The following is an 18,983-nucleotide window of genomic DNA, read 5'->3' as shown; positions in this document are numbered from 1 at the left end:
GACACACTTATGGCAAAGATCATCGCTTTCGACGAAGAGGCCCGTCGCGGTCTCGAGCGTGGCCTCAACACGCTGGCCGACGCCGTCAAGGTGACCCTGGGCCCCCGCGGTCGCAACGTCGTGCTCGAGAAGAAGTGGGGCGCCCCCACGATCACGAACGACGGCGTCTCGATCGCCAAGGAGATCGAACTCGACGACCCGTACGAGAAGATCGGCGCCGAGCTGGTCAAGGAGGTCGCCAAGAAGACCGACGACGTCGCGGGTGACGGCACCACCACGGCCACCGTCCTCGCCCAGGCTCTCGTCCGCGAGGGACTGCGCAACGTCGCCGCCGGCGCCGACCCCATCAGCCTGAAGAAGGGCATCGAGAAGGCCGTCAAGGCCGTCACCGACGAGCTGCTGTCGTCGGCCAAGGAGGTCGAGTCCAAGGAGCAGATCGCCGCGACCGCGTCGATCTCCGCCGCCGACCCCGCCATCGGCGAGCTCATCGCCGAGGCCATCGACAAGGTGGGCAAGGAAGGCGTCGTCACCGTCGAAGAGAGCAACACCTTCGGCACCGAGCTCGAGCTCACCGAGGGCATGCGCTTCGACAAGGGGTACATCAACCCCTACTTCGTCACCGACCCCGAGCGTCAGGAAGCGGTCTTCGAGGACCCCTACATCCTGATCGCGAACCAGAAGATCTCGAACATCAAGGACCTTCTGCCCATCGTCGACAAGGTGATCCAGGAGGGCAAGGAGCTCCTCATCATCGCCGAGGACGTCGAGGGCGAGGCACTCGCGACGCTCGTGCTCAACAAGATCCGCGGCATCTTCAAGTCGGTCGCCGTCAAGGCTCCCGGCTTCGGCGACCGTCGCAAGGCGCAGCTGCAGGACATCGCGATCCTCACCGGCGGCCAGGTCATCACCGAAGAGGTGGGCCTCAAGCTCGAGAACGCGACCGTCGACCTGCTCGGCCGCGCTCGCAAGGTCATCATCACCAAGGACGAGACCACGATCGTCGAGGGTGCCGGTGAGTCGGAGCTGATCGAGGGTCGCGTGACCCAGATCCGCCGCGAGATCGAGAACACCGACAGCGACTACGACCGCGAGAAGCTCCAGGAGCGCCTCGCCAAGCTCGCCGGTGGCGTCGCCGTCATCAAGGCCGGTGCCGCGACCGAGGTCGAGCTCAAGGAGCGCAAGCACCGCATCGAGGACGCCGTGCGCAACGCCAAGGCCGCCGTGGAAGAGGGTGTCGTCGCCGGTGGTGGCGTCGCGCTGATCCAGGCCGGTAAGAACGCGCTGGCGAACCTCGAGCTCGTCGGTGACGAGGCCACGGGTGCGAACATCGTGCGCGTCGCCATCGAGGCTCCGCTCAAGCAGATCGCGTTGAACGCCGGTCTCGAGCCCGGTGTCGTCGCCAACAAGGTCTCGGAGCTCCCCGTGGGCCACGGCCTGAACGCGGCGACCGGCGAGTACGGTGACCTGTTCGCACAGGGCATCATCGACCCCGCCAAGGTGACCCGTTCGGCTCTGCAGAACGCGGCATCCATCGCCGGTCTGTTCCTCACGACCGAGGCCGTCGTCGCCGACAAGCCCGAGAAGGTCGCCGCTCCCGCGGGCGACCCGACCGGTGGCATGGACTTCTGATCCACGCTGACGATTGAGAACGCCCCCTCCTCCGGGAGGGGGCGTTTTCGTGTACGGACCGGGCCTGGATGAGAATTCTCTTACCCAGGCGGTGCGCGCCGAATCATCCGACTACGCTCGATCGAATGAGTGATCTCTTCTCTTCTCGCGAGGCGGAGGCGGCGATCGCCCGTATCGAGCAGCAGGTCGCTGAGGCGCAGGTGCGTGCCGCGCAGGCGCAGCAGGTGCAGGCGGACATCGATGCGGTGCGGGCGACGGCGACGGCGCCGCGACGCGAGGTGGCGGTGACGGTGGATGCCACGGGCCGGCTGATCGGTATCCGTCTGGCCAACGCGGCGTACGAGCTGCGCCCCGACGCGTTGGAGCGGCTCATCGTGGAGACGGCGGGGGCTGCGCAGCGGCTCGCGGGGGAGCAGGCGTTGGAGATCTCGCGCGCGGCGTTCGGCGCGGACTCGGCGATCGTGGACCGGCTGGCGGGTGAGATCGAGCGGCAGTCGCCGCCGTCTGCGCCGATGGGTTTCCGGGTCTGACGTCGTGGCGGAGCGTATCGCCGTCGATTCCGAGCTGATCGGGTCGCATGCGTCTCGGTTGGGCGCGGTGGCATCCGATATCTCCGTCGCCCGGGATGCCGGGTCCTCCGGGGGCCTGGATGCCGAGGCGTTCGGGGTGTTGTGTTCGTTCCTGGTGGCGCCGGCGACGGTGGCGGCCGATGCCGCCCGTTCGCTGATCGGCGCCGCCGAGGACATGGTGCGCCGTTCGGCCACCGAGATCGTCGGCGTCGGCCACGACATGGAGGCGTACGAGCAGAAAGTCATGGAGTGGGTGCGGGCGTTGGAGGCGGGCCTGTGAGCAACGCGCTCATCGCCGGACCCGTCGACACCGCGACACCGTTCAGCGGGGCCGGGCTGCTCGACTCCGGCACGCAGCTCGCGCACGCGATCGAGTCGGGTGATTGGGTCGAGGGTGGACTGGCGGCGTTCAGCACCGCGGTGGACACCGTCGCCGCCGTCATCGACCCGTTGGGGTCGCTGATCGCCGCAGGCCTCGGCTGGCTGATCGATCATTTCGAGCCGATCAAGGGCTGGTTCAACGACCTCACCGGCGACGCCGGCGCCGTGATGGGGTTCGCCCAGACCTGGACCAACGTCCAGACCCAGCTGGATGCGTCCGCCGACTTCCTGGACCGCGTCGTCACCGACCTGGACGACATGGCGGGTGAGGCGATCGAGGCGTACCGCCGGTTCCAGACCGACGCCGCCGCGCACATCCGCGCGTCGGGTCAGTGGGCGGGGGCGATGGCCACCGGTCTGCAGATCGCCTCGACCATCGTGCAGGTCGTTCACGACCTCGTGCGCGACATCCTGTCGCAGCTGGTCGGCTCCGCGATCTCGTGGGCGACGCAGGCCGTGGTCACGGTGGGCCTGGCCACCCCGTGGATCATCACGCAGGTCTCCACCCGCGTCGCCAGCTGGACCGCGAAGATCAGCAGCAAGCTCACCGGACTGCTGCGCTCGTGCGGCAAGCTCGGCGACCTGCTGACAGAGCTCAAGGCGCTGATGAGCCGCGGAGAGGATATGTTCCGCCGCGTCCCACGCCGCGCTGCAGAGGCGACGCCTCCGACCCGCGCACCTGAGCAGCCACCTATCGCGGGCACGCATGCGGACGACGTGCCACCCCGCGGTGGCACTCAAGGCAGCCCATCGGCGCATCGTGCTGACGATGAAGTGGACGCTCCGTCGCGTTCCGACGATGCCACTCCTGAGCAGATAGCAGCTGATGAGCAAGCGCTGCGGGACTACACGGGGCCACTGTACGTCGACATCAACAAGGCACTGCGAGGACAGATTCCGATGACACCGGAACTGCAGAGCGCTATCGATGGCGCAGTCCGAGCCCTGGATCGTCTCCCCGACCATCCCGGTACCGTCCTTCGAGGAGAAAGACTGGAGCCTGGGGCGACGTACCTCGATGCTTATCAACCCGGCCAGATCGTGACGAATAAGTCCTTCACTAGTGCAGACATCGATCGCGCCTTCGCCGGAGAAGTGCAGTACGAAATCGAATCGGTACACGGGAAGAGCGTTCAACACCTCAGCCGCTTCGCGGACCACGAGAATGAAGTCCTCTTCAAGCCCGGAACGAACTTCGAGGTGCTGCGTCGCCGCGAAGTGGACGGCCAGATTCAGATCATTATGCGGGAGGTGCCGTGACGGACTTCGACGAAATAGCTGCTGGGCTGTCGGCTGAGGAGCGAGAGAAAACGCAAGCCGGCATGGACAACCTCCGACGGCGCCAGCTGGCGGGGGATTACAGGAGTCGTCCGACCATCCCCGAAAAAGCCGACAGTATGCTGCCGGGCATCGTCGTGAAAAGGCCGGCGCCCCGTCCCCCTGAACTCGTACAAGACAACGAGTTGGGAGGATCGGCGCATGACTGACGCGGCCGGTGCTGCCCTGGCTCTTCTCCGCGCGCTCGAGCGGTTACCCGCATACACGGGTGTCGTCTTTCATGGTCTTCCCGGCGTTCCGCCCCTGAAGCCAGCGCGCTGGACCCGCGGACTGACCGCGACCAGTAGGGACCCCCGAATCGCGACGGAGAACTTCTCCACCCCGGCCGTTGCTGCCATCGTGAGCCGTACGGGGCGCAACATAGCGGCATTCGCCGCCAACCCTGCCGAGCAGGAGATCGTCCTTCCACCCGAGGTCGTTCTCCTGGAGGTGGCCAGGATCTCTCTCCCGGACGGTCGTCCCGTGACGATCATCGAGCAACTCGCCGAGCAGGATCCGTCGGCCTCGCTCCCCTCGACACTCGAGGCGCTCGCCGATCAGGTGCAGCAGACGCTCCAGAGTGCATGGGAGTCTGCGGACGTGCCCATCACCACCCCCGGGAAGTTCGTCGAGCCATTCTTTTTTCTCGACGATGAATGACGTCGCCAACAGGATGTCCCACCACCCGCAGTCGACGATGCGAAGCTCAGCGACGCGATCGTGCGCCACACCGGATGGGGTGTTGCGCCGGGACCAACCAGTGACCTGGGCGCCGTAGCAGCTCGGTTTGGCGATGAGGCGCAGGACCTCATCCCCGTGCTCATGGCGTTCGTTCGCGGCTCGGTGACCGTGGCATTCCACGAGGTCGCACCGGCGGACGACGGGCTGCTGGGACGCGTCCGTTCCAAGCTGGCGGCGGTCATGTTGCGTCTCTCGACAGCTGGCGTGGACGCGCTGGCGTGGCGATAGCCGACCGCGGTCCCGGCCTGCAGAATCTCCCGACGACGAGATGACAGCCCTGGATGACGCCGTCATGGCGTACGTGTGGCGGCATTCGTCGTCGGTTCCCGGTAAGCATCCGGATGCTGTGCCCGATCCTGACCTCCGCGCGGGTAGGGAAGATCATCGCGGAGCTCGACGCGATTCGCCCTGGAGCCGACGCCACGGATCTCACACCTGGGCTGACAGAGAAGCGCGCTTATCGAGCGCCCGACACCCGGAGCTCGGCGAGCGTGGGATCGGGGCTCTGCGTGATCTGCTCGCGGGGATCTGACGCTGACCGAACGAACGCCCCGGGCATTCGTAGCGTCAGGCGTCGGGGTCGGGGCGGTAATCCTCGGGCAGGCGCTCCAGCGGCTGCGTCTCGATGAGCGCGTGCTCCTGCGCGTCGCGGCGATCGGCGAGGGGGAGCGACACCCGGAACGTCGCTCCGCCACCCGGCGTATCGACCACCTCGACCGTGCCGTGCAGCAGATCCACGATGGATGCCACGATCGACAGGCCCAAACCCGACCCACCCGTCTCACGGGTGCGCGAGGTGTCGGCGCGCCAGAAGCGCTGGAAGATCTGCTCGCGGATCTGCTCGGGGACGCCCTCGCCGTGATCGATGATCTCGATCCAACCCATGTCGTTCTCGGCATCCACTCCCACTCGAAGACCGATGGGGGAGTCGTCCGCGGTGAACCGACGGGCGTTGCCGAGCAGGTTCGCCACGACCTGGCGCACCTTGTTCTCGTCGCCGAGGACGATCGGGGCGAGCCGTGCGGCGGGGCGCACGACGCTCACCGGCGGGGCCGCGGCGACCGTCGGCGTCTCGCCGGAGGTCGTGGAGGGGTCGCTCGCGTCCTTCGGTCGGCGGCGCAAGCGCGACAGCGTGCCGGCGGCGATCGCCATCGCGGACGTCGTCGGGGCCGTCCTGCGGCGGGGTGAGCCGCTGGCGGGCTGCCCGCCCGCGTCGAGCAGGGGGTCGAGCGTGATCATCGGCAGGATCGTCTCGCTGCGCGAGGTGGTGTCGTCGACGGTCACCTCGCGCTGGGGGGAGGTCACGCGCAGGTCGAGGGCGGCATCGCGGGCGATGGGCCGCAGGTCGAGCTCGGTGATCGATACGTCGCGGCGCTCGTCGAGTCGCGCGAGGGCGAGCAGATCCTCGACCAGGGCGCCCATGCGGATCGCCTCTTTCTCGATGCGCTCCATCGACTGCGCGACGTCCTCGTCGGAGCGGATCGCACCCATCCGGTAGAGCTCGGCGTAGCCGCGCATGGTCACGAGGGGCGTGCGCAGCTCGTGACTCGCGTCGCCGATGAATCGGCGCATCTGGCGGACCGTGGCATCCCGTTGCCCGAGGGCGCCGTCGATGCGGGCGAGCATCGCGTTGATGGCGGTCTTGAGCCGGCCCACCTCGGTGTCGGGCACGATGTCGGTCAGGCGCTGGCTGAAGTCGCCGGCGGCGATGTCCATCGCGGTCGTCTCGACCTGCCGCAGGTTGCGGAACGCCAGCGTCACCAGCCACCGGGTCAACAGCGCGGTCGCGATGAGGATGAGCAGGGCGACGAAGGCGTAGATGCCCACGTAGGCGGCGACGATGCGGTCGGTCGGTGCCAGGGGCTGGACGACCATCTGCGTGTAGACGCCGGGGTTGCCCGGCACCTGCAGCACACCGACCCGCGCGAGGAAGTGCTGGCCGGACTCGGGATCCTCGAGGTCGATGCGGCGGTCGATCTGCCCGTAGGTCTGCTCGACGGTGAACGTCGAGGGCAGGTCGGGCAGGGCCTTGGATGCCGTGCCGTTGTAGAACGCCTCGCGGCGGCCGTCTGGACCGTACACGACGACCATCGACCCGATCTGGGGCGCGTTGTCGACCTGCGAGAAGACGATGTCACCGTCGACCGGGGTAGTCGTGAAGATGCTGTTGGCGATGCTGCCCGCCGCCTGCTGCGCCAGCTGCTCGTCGAGGTTGTTGACCAGTGTCGTGCGCAGGAACACCATGGTCCCGACGCCCGCGGTGAACAACCCGATCGCGAGCAGCGCGACGGTCACGCCGGTGACCTTGGTGCGCAGGCTCAGCCCGCGCCACCAGCGGGTCAGGGCATCGTCGGAGGGCGACAGGAGAGACCTCCGCTCAGACCGTCTTGCCCGACTTCAGCATGTAGCCGAAGCCGCGCTTGGTCTGGATGAGCGGCTCGGAGGAGTGCGGATCGATCTTGCGGCGCAGGTACGAGATGTAGCTCTCGACGATGCCGGCGTCGCCGTTGAAGTCGTACTCCCACACGTGGTCGAGGATCTGCGCCTTCGACAGCACGCGGTTGGGGTTGAGCATGAGGTACCGCAGCAGCTTGAACTCGGTGGGGCTCAGGTCGATCGAGACGTCGCCGACGCTCACGTCGTGCGTGTCCTGGTCCATCGTCAGCTCGCCCGTGCGGATGATGGACTCCTCGTCGGCCTGCATGGTGCGGCGCAGGATCGCCTGGATGCGGGCGACGATCTCGTCGAGGCTGAAGGGTTTGGTGACGTAGTCGTCGCCACCGGCGTTGAGGCCCTCGATCTTGTCCTCGGTCTCGTCCTTCGCGGTGAGGAAGAGGATGGGCGCGGTGTAGCCGGCGCCGCGCAGGCGCTTGGTGACGCTGAAGCCGTTCATGTCGGGCAGCATCACGTCGAGCACGATGAGGTCGGGTTCCTCTTCGAGCACGGCCGAGATGGTCTGCGCGCCGTTGGCCACGGCTCGCACCTGGAAACCGGCGAAGCGCAGGCTCGTGATGAGCAGGTCGCGGATGTTCGGTTCGTCGTCCACGACGAGGATGCGAGGAGCTGTCATGCCCTCATTATCGTGATCGCACCCAGCAAACCGCTGGATATGGAACGGAAAGCCGCCGCCTGGTATGGGTCAGGCGGCCGCGGCGTCGATCCCGTCGGCATCGAGGATCGTGTAGGCGTACCCCTGCTCGGCGAGGAATCGCTGGCGGTTCTGCGCGAAATCCTGGTCGACGGTGTCGCGGGCGATGAGCGTGTAGAAGCTCGCCGTGTGGTTCGACTGCTTCGGACGCAGCAGGCGCCCGAGGCGCTGAGCCTCTTCTTGCCGCGAGCCGAACGAGCCCGACACCTGGATGGCGACCGAGGCCTCGGGCAGGTCGACCGAGAAGTTCGCCACCTTCGACACCACGAGCAGCGGGATGCTGCCGTCGCGGAAGCCCTGGAACAGCTCCTCGCGCTCGGGGATCGGTGTGGCACCGGTGATCTGCGGGGCTCCGAGCGCCTGGGCGAGCTCGTCGATCTGGTCGAGGTACTGCCCGATGACGAGGACGCGTTCTCCGGGATGCCGCTGCACCAGCCGTCGGGTGACGTCGATCTTGGCGGGGGCCGTCGCCGCGAGGCGGTAGCGGTCCTCGTCCGCCGCCGCCGCGTACTCGAGACGCTCGTGGGCGGGCAGATCGATGCGCACCTCGTAGCAGGCGGCCGGCGAGATGAAGCCCTGCGCCTCGATCTCCTTCCACGGCGCGTCGAAGCGCTTGGGACCGATCAGGCTGAAGACGTCGCCCTCGCGGCCGTCCTCGCGCACGAGCGTCGCGGTCAAGCCCAGGCGACGTCGTGCCTGCAGGTCGGCGGTGAGCTTGAACACCGGGGCGGGAAGCAGGTGCACCTCGTCGTAGAGCACCAGGCCCCAGTCGAGCGCGTCGAGCAGGGCGAGGTGGGCGTACTTGCCCCCGCGCTTGGCGGTGAGGATCTGGTACGTCGCGATCGTGACCGGCTTGATCTCTTTGACCTGGCCGGAGTACTCGCCGATCTCTTCGGGAGTGAGCGTGGTGCGGCGCAGCAGCTCGTCGCGCCACTGACGGGCGCTGACGGTGTTGGTCACCAGGATGAGGGTCGTCGTGCGGGTGTCGGCCATCGCGCCGGCGCCCACCAGGGTCTTGCCCGCGCCGCACGGCAGGACCACCACGCCGGAGCCGCCCTCGGAGAACGAGTCGATCGCCTGCCGCTGGTACGGCCGCAGGCTCCATCCGTCCTCGGCGAGATCGATCGGATGCGGGGTTCCGGGGGTGTACCCGGCGAGGTCTTCGGCGGGCCAGCCGATCTTCAGCAGCTCCTGCTTGATGTGGCCGCGCGCCCACGCGTCGATGACGTAGCTGTCGGGGGTCGGGTGCCCGATCAGCAGGGGAGCGATGCGCTTGTTGCGCGACACCTCGCCGAGCACGGCGGCATCCGTCGATCGCAGGACCAGGACGCCCTCGTCGTCGCGCTCGATCACGAGGCGGCCGTAGCGGTTCACGCTCTCGCGGATATCGGTGCTGACGGATGCCGGGACGGGGAAGCGCGACCACTTGTCGAGCGTCTCGAGCATGGCGTCGGCGTCGTGTCCGGCCGCGCGGGCGTTCCACAGGCCCAGGCGGGTGATGCGGTACGTGTGGATGTGCTCGGGTGCGCGCTCGAGCTCGGCGAAGACCGCGAGCTCGTGCCGCGCCGTCTCTGCCTGGGGGTGCGCGACCTCGAGGAGGACGGTGCGGTCGCTCTGCACGATGAGGGGGCCGTCAGCCATAAGGTACGAGTTTACCGGGGTCGGGCAGCGCTCGGCTCCCGGGTGTGCACACCCCCGCCGCGCGGGTCAGTCGACCAGGGCGACGCCGTCGATGTGCGACAGCGGCAGGGTGCGTTCGACGTCCGCGCCGCGATCGCGCCCGCGCAGACGGCCGCCCCCGAGGCCGGTCGCTTCGAGACGGAAGACACGGGCCGACCCGTCGGGCAGGCGCACCGTGACGTCGACGACGGCTCGGGCGCGCACCGCCTGGTCGAGCTCGCGCTCGAGCCACGCGGCATCCGAGTCCTCCGCTCCGGCGCGCAGACGCTGCAGGAGAGGGCCGTACGTGTCGACGGGGTCGGCGCTCGGGGCTGCGTCGGATGCGAGCTTCGCGCGCTCGAGCGCACGCGGGTTGCCCTCGGCGTCGACCGCGACGGCGGGATAGTGGGCGTCGGTGAGAGCCCAGAACACGACGTCCGCCGAGACGTGCGAGATCAATTCGTCGTCATCGGTGCGGTTCAGGGCGATCGAGCGCAGCGATTGGTCGACCTCCATCGAGCGCAGCAGGGTCTCGTCGTCGGTGCGCACCCGCGTCAGCTGCGTCTCGGGCTCGGTCGCCACGCGCACCCGGCCGTGCTCGGCGGACGTCCGCTCGATCACGTAGGCGAGGGGCTGGGGAAGACCGGTCAGCGAGATCGAGGTGAGGAACTCGCGCAGGGACTCCGCCGTCTCGCCGGCGGTGATCGCCGCCCCGATGGTCGCGGCGCTGAAGCGGTAGCTGGACGCCTGGGCGCGGGACTCGCGCGCCGCCATCGTGCGCAGGCGCACGTCGAGGTGTGGCGCGAGCGGGCCCGGTGCGATCGCGGTGAGGTCGTTCTGCAGATAGACGCGGTCGACCTCGGGCGGCAGCAGTTCGCGCAGGGCCGAGGTGTCGATCTCGCCCCCGTGCGACAGGGGCTCGGCCCACGGCGTGACGTGGCCCGCGGCATCCAGGAGTCCCCAGCGGACGAGCCGGCGGATCCAGAGGGTCGCGCGATCGGCCGCGTCGGGGTCGAACGGCGTCGCCTGCGCCCACTGCTCGGTCGGGATCCAGCCGCCGTCGGCGTCGCGATACGCGCCGGGCAGGGCGTCGCGCAGCGCGCCGGCGGTGCGGGACCAGCGCTCGAGCGTCGGAAGACGCAGCCATTCGCGACCCGCGGACGACACCAGCCAGGCGCGGTCGTTCGCCCCCAGCAGGCCCACGTCGGCGGCGAGTCCCACGAGCAGGTCGGCTTCGGCGGGCGTCGACACCGCTCCCGCGTCGACGAGCCGCCGACGCTCGGTGGCGCCCAGGGATCCGGTGCCGATGCGACCGAGGGGCGATTCGAGCGTCTGCAGGAGGATGTCGGCGACGCACGCCGCGTTCGTGAACGCCGCCTCGGAGGCGGCGGCGACCGATTCGGGCGTCAGCGGTGCGCGGCGGGGGGCCTCGGCATCCGTCGATCCCTCGGGCAGGGCCTCGCGGACGGCGTCGATCACGCTCGGGAAGGGGATGCCGTCGTCGCCGACGAGGGCGCGGGATGCCAGACGCTCGCGCTGCGGCGCGGGGACCGGCTCGCCGGGGGAGGCGTCGATCAGCGCTTCGGCCTCGGGGCGAGGGAGGGCGGGCAGGCCGCGGGCGATGCTCGCCGGTTCGAGCAGGGCCTCGGCCGCGTCGAACATGTCGCGCCAGGTGCTGGACGGCGAGATCTGGCGCTCGGCGAACAGCGTCGCCAGCTCGTCGTCGGAGCGCGCGCTCAACGCGACCGCCAGTGCGCGTTGTGCGGAGGTCTCGGGCACGTCAGCGGGCCTTGTTGGCCCGGGCCCTTCGCGTGAAGCTCATGATGAGCACGGCCAGCAGGCACGCGAAGGCGACCGGGGGAGCGACCAGCACGAGCAGGCTGACGACCGGCCAGACGCCCGACGACAGGTCGGCACCCGCGGTGGAACCCGCGATGATCGCGAAGAAGCACACAACCGACAGCACCAGCAGCCCGAGCGACATGAACGCCAGGATGCGGTCGATGCGTCGGACGGGAACGTCGTCGCCCGGCGTGGTGCCGCCGGTGGTGCGGGTGCTCATCGCGCTCAGCCTACTGCCTGGCGCCGGTGCCGTAGGCTGGAAGACCGGGATCCGCTCGGTTCCCGCGTTCCGCCGCGCGTTCGCGCATCTATCCAGCGAGGTGTCCATGCCCACCGGCAAGGTCAGGTTCTACGACGACGAGAAGGGCTTCGGCTTCATCAGCACCGATGACGGCCAGGACGTGTTCCTGCACGCCACGGCTCTGCCCGCCGGGACCCCCGCACCCAAGGCCGGGACGCGACTGGAGTTCGGCGTGGCCGACGGCAAGCGCGGTCCGCAGGCGCTGTCGGTGCGCGTCCTGGACGCGCCGGTGAGCCTGTCGAAGCGCTCGCGCAAGCCCGCCGACGACATGGCGATCATCGTCGAAGACCTCGTGAAGCTGCTCGACGGGATCGGCGGCGACCTGCGTCGCGGCCGCTACCCCAACGGCCCGCACGCGCAGAAGATCGCCGCGGTCCTGCGCAAGGTCGCCGATGACTTCGAAGCCTGAGCCGGTCGCCGACGAGCGCCTGACGGGAGCGCACGACCTCGCGCTCTCGGCCCTGCACGAGATCACCGCCGCCGACACCGTCGGCCCGCCCGCGGACTACACGGTCGAAGACGACGGCGTCGTCTCGCTGCGGTTCCACACCCGTTTGTCCGGGTACCCGGGCTGGTTCTGGACCGTCAGCGTCGCCGTGGTCGACGAGGCCGAGCCGACCGTGCTCGAGGTCGAGCTGCTGCCCGGTGACGGCGCCCTGCTCGCCCCCGACTGGGTGCCGTGGGCCACGCGTCTGGCCGAGTACCAGGCGGCGCAGGCCGCTGCGGCGCACGCCGACGACGATCTCGACGACGACGCCGATGAGGACGAGTCGGACGACGACGAATCGGATGACGACGACGAGGATGACGACGAGCCCAAGCCGCGCTTCCACGCGGGCGATCTGGACGGCGTCGACATCGACGAGCTCGATGCGGATCACACGCTGGGTCACGACGCGGACGACGAGTCCGAGGACTCGGGCGACGACTCCGATGACGACGACGACTCCGACGACGACGACGAGGACATCGACGAGGGCGAGCGCAGCTACTGACGCCCCTCGGCTCTCACCACGAAGGCCGCCCCGCGCGATGCGGGGCGGCCTTCGTGATGAGGCAGGACCTCAGGAGCCGGGCAGGTTCGCGATCGTGTAGTCGATCGCGCCGATGAGACGCCGCACGTCCTCGGGCTCGATCGACACGAAGGTCGCCACGCGGAGCTGGTTGCGGCCGAGCTTGCGGTAGGGCTCGGTGTCGACGATGCCGTTGGCGCGCAGGCTCTTGGCGATCGCGCTCGCGTCGATGCGCTCGTCGAAGTCGATCGTGACCACGACGGGGGATCGGTCGGCGGCGTCGGCGACGAACGGGGTCGCGTGCTCGCTGGCATCCGCCCACTCGTACAGGGCGGACGAGGACTCCGCGGTGCGCGCGGCCGCCCAGCCCAGGCCGCCGTTGTCGAGGATCCAGCCGAGCTGCTCGTCGAGCAGCAGCAGCGTCGCCAGTGCGGGGGTGTTGAGCGTCTGCTGCAGACGCGAGTTGTCGAGCGCATTCTTCAGGCTGAGGAACTCGGGGATGTAGCGATCGGATGCCGCGATCCTCTCGATCCGCTCGATCGCCGCGGGCGAGACGGCGGCGTACCAGAGGCCCCCGTCGGAGCCGAGGTTCTTCTGCGGAGCGAAGTAGTAGACGTCCGCCTGCTCGACGTCGAAGTCGATGCCGCCCGCGGCGCTCGTGGCGTCGATGACGGTGAGGGCCCCGGCATCCCCGTGCACGCGTTCGACGGGGGCGGACACACCGGTCGACGTCTCGTTGTGGGGCCAGGCGTACACGTCGACGCCCTCGACGGCCTCGGCCACGGTGCGGGTGCCGGGTGCGGCCTTTTGGACGTCGGGCGCCTGCAGCCACGGCGCGGCGGCGGCCGAGGCGAACTTGCCGCCGAACTCGCCGAAGACGAGGTTCTGGCTGCGGTTCTCGATCAGGCCGAAGGCGGCGGCATCCCAGAAAGCAGTCGAACCGCCGTTGCCGAGGATGATCTCGTAGCCCTCGGGAAGGCGGAACAGCTGGGCGAGACGCTCGCGCGTGCTCGCGACCAGGTTCTTCACCGGGGCCTGGCGGTGCGAGGTCCCGAGGATCGAGGCGCCGCGGGTGACGAGCGCCTCGAGCTGCGCACCGCGCACCTTGGAGGGGCCGCACCCGAAGCGGCCGTCGGCGGGCAGGAGATCGGCGGGGAGTTCCACGTGCGACATGGCTCGATTCTAGGGTCCGGTCCCGGACCCGCCCGCGCTCGTGTCGGAGGGGGTCGGTAGGCTGGGAGGACCTGCCGCGCGACATCGAGGACTGCTGAATGACCGACCTGATCGACACCACCGAGATGTACCTGCGCACGATCCTCGAGCTCGAAGAAGAGAAGATCGTGCCGCTGCGCGCCCGGATTTCGGAGCGACTCGGGCACTCGGGTCCCACGGTCTCGCAGACCGTCGGACGCATGGAGCGCGACGGTCTCGTCGTCGTGTCCGAGGACCGCCGTCTCGAGCTCACCGACGACGGACGCCAGAAGGCCGTCGACGTCATGCGCAAGCACCGGCTGGCCGAGCGCCTGCTCAGCGACGTGATCGGCCTGGACTGGGCGTACGTGCACGACGAGGCCTGCCGCTGGGAGCACGTCATGAGCGAGCAGGTCGAGCGCCGTCTCGTCGAACTGCTCGGGCACCCCACCGAGTCTCCCTACGGGAACCCCATCCCGGGACTCGATCAGCTCGGCGACACCGCGAGCTCGACGTTCGACGACGGCGTCGTCGGTCTCGTCCGCAAGCTCACCGATGCAGGCGGACCGATCTCGGGCACCGTCCGTCGTCTGGCCGAACCGGCCCAGGTGGATCCCGAGCTGCTCCAGCAGCTCAAGGCCGCCGGCGTCCTGCCGGGAGCCCGCGGCGACTACCGCTTCAACGAGGGCTACGTGCTCGTGCAGATGGACGGGGTCGACGAGGGGCTGGAGCTGCCGGTCGAGGTGGCCTCGCACATCTTCCTGGTCGCCGAGGACTGATCCGCGGCCGGGTGTTGGCTGTGCACCCCGGCCTAAGCGTGACTTGTTCGTTATCTTCGGGTAGCCTCTGAGGGTCCACAGGCCAGAAGCCCGCCGTCGGACCCCTCGCGGTTTGCCTCTCCGGCTCGTCGTCCGCAGAGGGCCAAGCCCGCACATCGTGCCCCCAATCGAGTGCTGACGAGCCAGCGTCCCCGAAGACGCAGAGGCGCCGGAGGAACTTTGGCTGAACACAACGATCCCGCTGCGGGCCTACCCGAGGCTCCCGCGACGGGTCCCACCCGTAAGAGCACGCGTGCCGCCGTCGCCCGAACGGCGAGCGTCCCCGTGCCCACCGCGACCGCGGCGGTCACCCGCTCCGTTCCCGCGTCCCGTGCCCCGCAGAGCCGCCGTTTCGGCAAGCCCGTCCGCAGCGCGGTGATCCTCTCGATGGTCGCCGGCATGGTCGCCACCGTCGCGATCCCGGCCTACGCCGCGACGATGCCCGCCGCCGAGACGGTGACGCTGCAGCAGATGTCGGCCCCCGACAACCAGTCGCTCGTCGTCGCCTCCGACGCGACCGCCGAGACGCTCGACCGCAGCAGCTACTCGGCCACCACGGCCGAGGAGATCCAGAAGAAGAAGGATCAAGAGGCCGCCGCTGCCGCCGCCGCCGAACGTGCCCGCGAGCTCGCCGCGAACGCCGCGAAGGCGTCGACCTCGAGCGGGCCCGTCAGCTCGGTCGACCTCAACATGACCGCGCCCGGCTCGGGCGAGGTGCGCTGGCCCCTGACCAGCTACACGCTCGGCCGCGGTCTGTGGGACTCCGGCTACCACCAGGGCGTCGACCTGCTCGCGCCCGGCGGGCAGCCGATCTTCGCCGCCGCCGCCGGTGTCGTCAGCGTCTCGCAGGAGAGCTACGGCGGGTACGGCGTCGCGATCGTCATCGAGCACGTCATCAACGGCCAGAAGGTCTCGACCACCTACGGTCACATGACCTACGGCAGCCGTCAGGTGCAGGCGGGTCAGACCGTCGCCGCCGGTCAGCTGATCGGTCTGGTCGGTTCGACGGGAAGCTCGACCGCCAACCACCTGCACTTCGAGGTGCACATCAACGGCTCGGTGGTGGATCCCTACGCCTGGCTTCAGCAGAACGCGGGCTGAGCCCGCGACCGCAGACGGCGTGCCGGAGACGATCGTTCTCCGACACGCCGTCTGTCGTTTCCCCGTCGGCCTGACCCCGGGCGTGTCGCAGTGGGTTAGCCTGTCAGCGACGTCCGAAGAACCGGAGGGAAGCCGATGAACACCAGTCCGCGCATCCGCACCATGGATGCGCTCGGGCTGCTCGTTCTCCGGCATCGTGAGTTCGGATGCCGCGGCTTCGCCGCGACCTCCGAGGCGCTGTCTGTGTAGACAGCGCCTTTATTCATGCCCTTCCGCGCCTGACGCCGTCGAACGTCGAACATCCGAGAAGCCGTCTCGGCCATTCGAGAGGAAACGGAATGCGCACACTGGTGCTGAACGCGGGCTACGAGCCCCTCGCGGTCGTGTCGTTCAAGCGAGCCCTCGTGCTCGTGATGAACGAGAAGGCCACCGTCGTCGAGCGTGTCGAGGAAGACCCCGTGTGGGCCGCCGCCGGCACCTACGACCGTCCGGCGGTGATCATCCTCACCCGGTACGTGCGGGTGCCCGGGGCGCGGCGCGTGCCGGTGACCCGCCGCGGCGTGCTGCGTCGCGACGCCCACCGGTGCGGATACTGCGGCAAGGCGGCATCCACGATCGATCACGTGCTTCCGCGCTCGCGCGGGGGCAAGGACACCTGGGAGAACCTCGTGGCCTGCTGCCTCGCGTGCAACAACATCAAGGGCGACCGCACCCCGCAGGAGATGCGCTGGGAGCTGCGGCTCGTGCCGGCGCCGCCGCACGGATCGTCCTGGACGGTGCGCGGGGTCGACAAGAGCGACCCGCGGTGGGAGCCGTACCTGGCGCTCGCGGCCTGAGTCGGCATCCTGTCTCTCCACCCTCGAGGGGGAGGGTGCCGTCAGCGTGCGCGGATGCCGGCTCCGGCGCCGATGTCGGAGGTCGATCGTATCTTCGACCCACAGGGATTGAGGGAATAGAACACATGTTCTAACCTGTGGGAGTGAGGGCGATCGTGAGAGACCAGGTACAGGCCGTACCCGACATCCATGCGCTGCGCGATCGCCTCGAGCGCATGCAGGGGCGGCGCATGGACGCCCCGGTGCTGCCGACCCATCCCGCGTTCTCGTCGCTGCTGCCCGGCGGGGGGCTGCGGTCGGGGTCGGTCTACGCGCTGGCGCGGTCGGCGTCGCTGCTGCTCGCTCTCATGGCGCGGCCGTCGCAGGACGGCGCCTGGTGCGGCGTGATCGGCATGCCCGAGCTCGGCGCCGAGGCGGCCGAGAAATACGGACTCGACCTCGATCGACTCGTGTTCATCCCCGACCCCGGTCCGCGGTGGCTGGCCGTGACGGCGACGATCGCCGAGGTGCTGCCGGTCGTCGCGGTGCGTCCGCCCGCGGGATCGCCGGCCGCGCGCGCGGGCGCCGAGACCACGCGTCTGGCTGCGCGCCTGCGCGATCGGGGGTCGGTCCTGCTCGTGCAGGGGGCGTGGCCGCAGGCCGAGGCCGTCATCGACGTGGCCGATCCCCGATGGTCGGGGCTCGGGCAGGGGCACGGCTACCTCGCGGGGCGCGAGCTGACCGTGTCGGTCACCAGCAGGCGGTCGCCGAACGCGCGGCGGGCGCGCATGCTGCTTCCCGCCGCCGACGGCACGATCGAGCTGCTCGGCGCTCCCGCCGAGCGCCTCGTTCCGCGTGATCGCGACGTCTACCCCGTGCGGGCGGTGGGCTGATGCAGGCGCCCACGCGCAGCCTCGTGCTGTGGTTCCCCGACTGGCCCATCACCGCGTTCATGCGCGAGGCCGTCTCTCCCCCCAAACCGGATGCCGCCGTGGCGGTGTTCGCGAACAACCTCGTCGTCGCGTGCTCGTGGGCGGCCCGCGCCCAGGGCGTGCGGCGCGGACAGAAGCGTCGGGATGCGCAAGCGCTGTGCCCCACGCTGCAGGTCGTCCCCGCCGATCCCGTGCGCGACGCCCGGGCCTTCGCCCCCGTCGTCGCCAGGGTCGAAGAGCGAGCGCCCGGGGTGCAGATCGTCCGCCCGGGACTGTGCGCGCTGCGTTCCCGCGGGCCGGCGCGGTACTACGGCGGCGAGGCCGAGGCGGCGCGCATGCTGATCCGCCTGCTCGACGACGACGGTTTCGGCGGTGTGCGCGCCAGCGTCGCCGACGGGGTGTTCACCGCCGAGCAGGCCGCGCGCACGGCCCCGACCGACGACCCGGTGCGCATCGTCGACCCCGGCGCGGCGGGGGCCTTCCTCGCGCCGCTGTCGATCGCGACCCTCGACGACGACGAGTTCGGCAGCCTCCTCTCGCGTTTGGGCGTGCACACGCTGGGCGATCTCGCCGCTCTGCAGGTCGAACGCGTCCGCGAGCGGTTCGGCGAGAGGGGGGTGCGTCTGCACGCCCTGGCCGGGGGCCTCGACTCGCAACCGGTGCAGCCGCGCACCCCGCCCCCCGAACTGCACCGCGACATCGCGTTCGAGCCGCCCCTCGAACTCGCCGATCAGGTCGCCTTCGGGGTGCGCGTGGCCGCCGAGGAGTTCATCGCCCAGTTGGGCGTGCACGCGCTGGTCTGCACCGAGCTGCGCGTGGTCCTGACGGGCGAGCGGGGTGAGCGCAGCGAACGCGTGTGGCTGCACCCCGGGGCGTTCGATGCGGCGGGTGTGGTCGATCGGGTGCGGTGGCAGCTCGCCGAAGACGCGCAGGGGATCTTCGGCAGCGGTGTGGCGGGGGTGCACATCGAACCCGAAGCGGTGGATGCCGCGGCGCACCACGCCAAGGGTCTGTTCGGTGCTGGTCCCGACGAGCGCGTCCACCACGCACTGTCGCGCGTGCAGGCCATGCTCGGTCACCGTGCCGTGGCGACCCCGGTGATCGGCGGTGGGCGCTGGCTCGCCGAACGCCAGGTGCTGGTGCCGTGGGGCGATCGGGCCGTGACGGCGAAAGAGCGCTCGCGGCCGTGGCCGGGCAGTCTTCCCGACCCCCTGCCGGCCACGGTCTACCCCGAGCCGCGCCTCGTGGGCGTCACCGACGTCGCGGGAGCCCCGGTCACGGTGGGGGAGCGCGACGCGTTGAGTGCGCCACCCGCGGTGCTCGAGACGGCGGGCCAACGGCGCCGCATCCGGGAATGGGCGGGCCCCTGGCCGATCAGCGAACGCGGGTGGGATGCCCTGCGCGCGCGCCGGGCGCACCGGTTCCAGGTCGTCGACGACGCCGGTGGCGCGTGGCTGCTCGTGGTCGAAGAGGGCGAGTGGAGAGCGGAGGGGCGCTATGACTGAGGCATCGGACCCGGCGCCGTC

Annotated in this window: 18 protein-coding genes; 12 read left to right on the top strand and 6 right to left on the bottom strand. The window is 69.9% G+C overall.

Features of this window, described 5'->3' with window-relative positions:
* The first annotated feature begins 9 nt into the window (after window positions 1–9).
* The 5 genes from groL to DC432_RS05990 all read left to right on the top strand — a co-directional run bounded on the left by groL (window position 10) and on the right by DC432_RS05990 (window position 4,556).
* Complete coding sequence (gene groL / locus DC432_RS06010) at window positions 10–1,629, top strand: chaperonin GroEL (RefSeq protein WP_108317322.1); 1,620 nt, start codon at window positions 10–12, stop codon at window positions 1,627–1,629.
* A gap of 125 nt (window positions 1,630–1,754) precedes the next feature.
* Window positions 1,755–2,159, top strand: a complete 405-nt coding sequence (locus DC432_RS06005; RefSeq protein WP_165801196.1) for a YbaB/EbfC family nucleoid-associated protein — start codon at window positions 1,755–1,757, stop codon at window positions 2,157–2,159.
* A gap of 67 nt (window positions 2,160–2,226) precedes the next feature.
* Window positions 2,227–2,478 carry a hypothetical protein gene (locus DC432_RS06000; protein WP_207770766.1) on the top strand — a complete coding sequence of 84 codons (252 nt, stop codon included), beginning with the start codon at window positions 2,227–2,229 and terminating at the stop codon, window positions 2,476–2,478.
* Entirely contained in the window at window positions 2,475–3,839 is a 1,365-nt protein-coding gene (locus DC432_RS05995; protein ID WP_116537092.1) for an ADP-ribosyltransferase domain-containing protein, read from the top strand. Before DC432_RS06000 ends, DC432_RS05995 begins: the two co-directional genes overlap by 4 nt.
* Before the next feature lie 219 nt (window positions 3,840–4,058).
* Complete coding sequence (locus DC432_RS05990; RefSeq protein WP_108317326.1) at window positions 4,059–4,556, top strand: hypothetical protein; 498 nt, start codon at window positions 4,059–4,061, stop codon at window positions 4,554–4,556.
* A 648-nt stretch (window positions 4,557–5,204) separates the two neighbouring features.
* Here the strand turns inward: DC432_RS05990 and DC432_RS05985 are convergent.
* From DC432_RS05985 to DC432_RS05965, 5 genes are all read right to left on the bottom strand, one after another.
* Window positions 5,205–6,881 (bottom strand): sensor histidine kinase, encoded by a 1,677-nt coding sequence (locus DC432_RS05985; protein ID WP_207770769.1) that lies wholly within the window; start codon window positions 6,879–6,881, stop codon window positions 5,205–5,207.
* Window positions 6,882–7,014: 133 nt separating this feature from the next.
* Window positions 7,015–7,707 carry a response regulator transcription factor gene (locus DC432_RS05980; protein WP_108318117.1) on the bottom strand — a complete coding sequence of 231 codons (693 nt, stop codon included), beginning with the start codon at window positions 7,705–7,707 and terminating at the stop codon, window positions 7,015–7,017.
* A 69-nt stretch (window positions 7,708–7,776) separates the two neighbouring features.
* A complete protein-coding gene (locus tag DC432_RS05975) occupies window positions 7,777–9,426 on the bottom strand; it encodes a DNA repair helicase XPB (RefSeq protein WP_116537090.1) in 1,650 nt (549 codons plus the stop codon).
* 66 nt (window positions 9,427–9,492) lie between these two features.
* Window positions 9,493–11,223 carry a helicase-associated domain-containing protein gene (locus tag DC432_RS05970; RefSeq protein ID WP_116537089.1) on the bottom strand — a complete coding sequence of 577 codons (1,731 nt, stop codon included), beginning with the start codon at window positions 11,221–11,223 and terminating at the stop codon, window positions 9,493–9,495.
* Between the two features lies 1 nt (window position 11,224).
* Entirely contained in the window at window positions 11,225–11,506 is a 282-nt protein-coding gene (locus tag DC432_RS05965) for a multidrug ABC transporter ATPase (RefSeq protein ID WP_116537088.1), read from the bottom strand.
* Window positions 11,507–11,612: 106 nt separating this feature from the next.
* Between DC432_RS05965 and DC432_RS05960 the strand changes: the two genes are divergently transcribed.
* Together DC432_RS05960 and DC432_RS05955 are read left to right on the top strand one after the other, a co-directional pair.
* Entirely contained in the window at window positions 11,613–11,996 is a 384-nt protein-coding gene (locus DC432_RS05960) for a cold-shock protein (protein WP_108320647.1), read from the top strand.
* A complete protein-coding gene (locus DC432_RS05955) occupies window positions 11,980–12,582 on the top strand; it encodes a DUF3027 domain-containing protein (protein ID WP_116537087.1) in 603 nt (200 codons plus the stop codon). Before DC432_RS05960 ends, DC432_RS05955 begins: the two co-directional genes overlap by 17 nt.
* Window positions 12,583–12,651: 69 nt before the next feature.
* Here the strand turns inward: DC432_RS05955 and serC are convergent, their stop codons facing one another.
* Complete coding sequence (gene serC, locus DC432_RS05950) at window positions 12,652–13,773, bottom strand: phosphoserine transaminase (RefSeq protein WP_116537086.1); 1,122 nt, start codon at window positions 13,771–13,773, stop codon at window positions 12,652–12,654.
* A gap of 98 nt (window positions 13,774–13,871) precedes the next feature.
* On the opposite strand from serC, the gene DC432_RS05945 reads away from it, so the two are divergent.
* From DC432_RS05945 to DC432_RS05925, 5 genes are all read left to right on the top strand, one after another.
* Window positions 13,872–14,570, top strand: a complete 699-nt coding sequence (locus tag DC432_RS05945) for a metal-dependent transcriptional regulator (protein ID WP_116537085.1) — start codon at window positions 13,872–13,874, stop codon at window positions 14,568–14,570.
* A gap of 324 nt (window positions 14,571–14,894) precedes the next feature.
* Window positions 14,895–15,710 (top strand): M23 family metallopeptidase, encoded by an 816-nt coding sequence (locus DC432_RS05940; RefSeq protein WP_243393048.1) that lies wholly within the window; start codon window positions 14,895–14,897, stop codon window positions 15,708–15,710.
* Between the two features lie 338 nt (window positions 15,711–16,048).
* Complete coding sequence (locus DC432_RS05935) at window positions 16,049–16,546, top strand: HNH endonuclease (protein ID WP_108320650.1); 498 nt, start codon at window positions 16,049–16,051, stop codon at window positions 16,544–16,546.
* Between the two features lie 143 nt (window positions 16,547–16,689).
* Entirely contained in the window at window positions 16,690–17,418 is a 729-nt protein-coding gene (locus DC432_RS05930; RefSeq protein ID WP_431739674.1) for a hypothetical protein, read from the top strand.
* Entirely contained in the window at window positions 17,418–18,962 is a 1,545-nt protein-coding gene (locus DC432_RS05925) for a DNA polymerase Y family protein (protein ID WP_116537084.1), read from the top strand. The genes DC432_RS05930 and DC432_RS05925 overlap by 1 nt, the downstream gene beginning before the upstream one ends.
* The last annotated feature ends 21 nt before the right edge of the window (window positions 18,963–18,983 follow it).

The organism is Microbacterium testaceum, assembly GCF_003075375.1.
Classification (GTDB): domain Bacteria; phylum Actinomycetota; class Actinomycetes; order Actinomycetales; family Microbacteriaceae; genus Microbacterium; species Microbacterium testaceum_E.
This window is presented reverse-complemented; position numbering and strand designations above follow the sequence as displayed.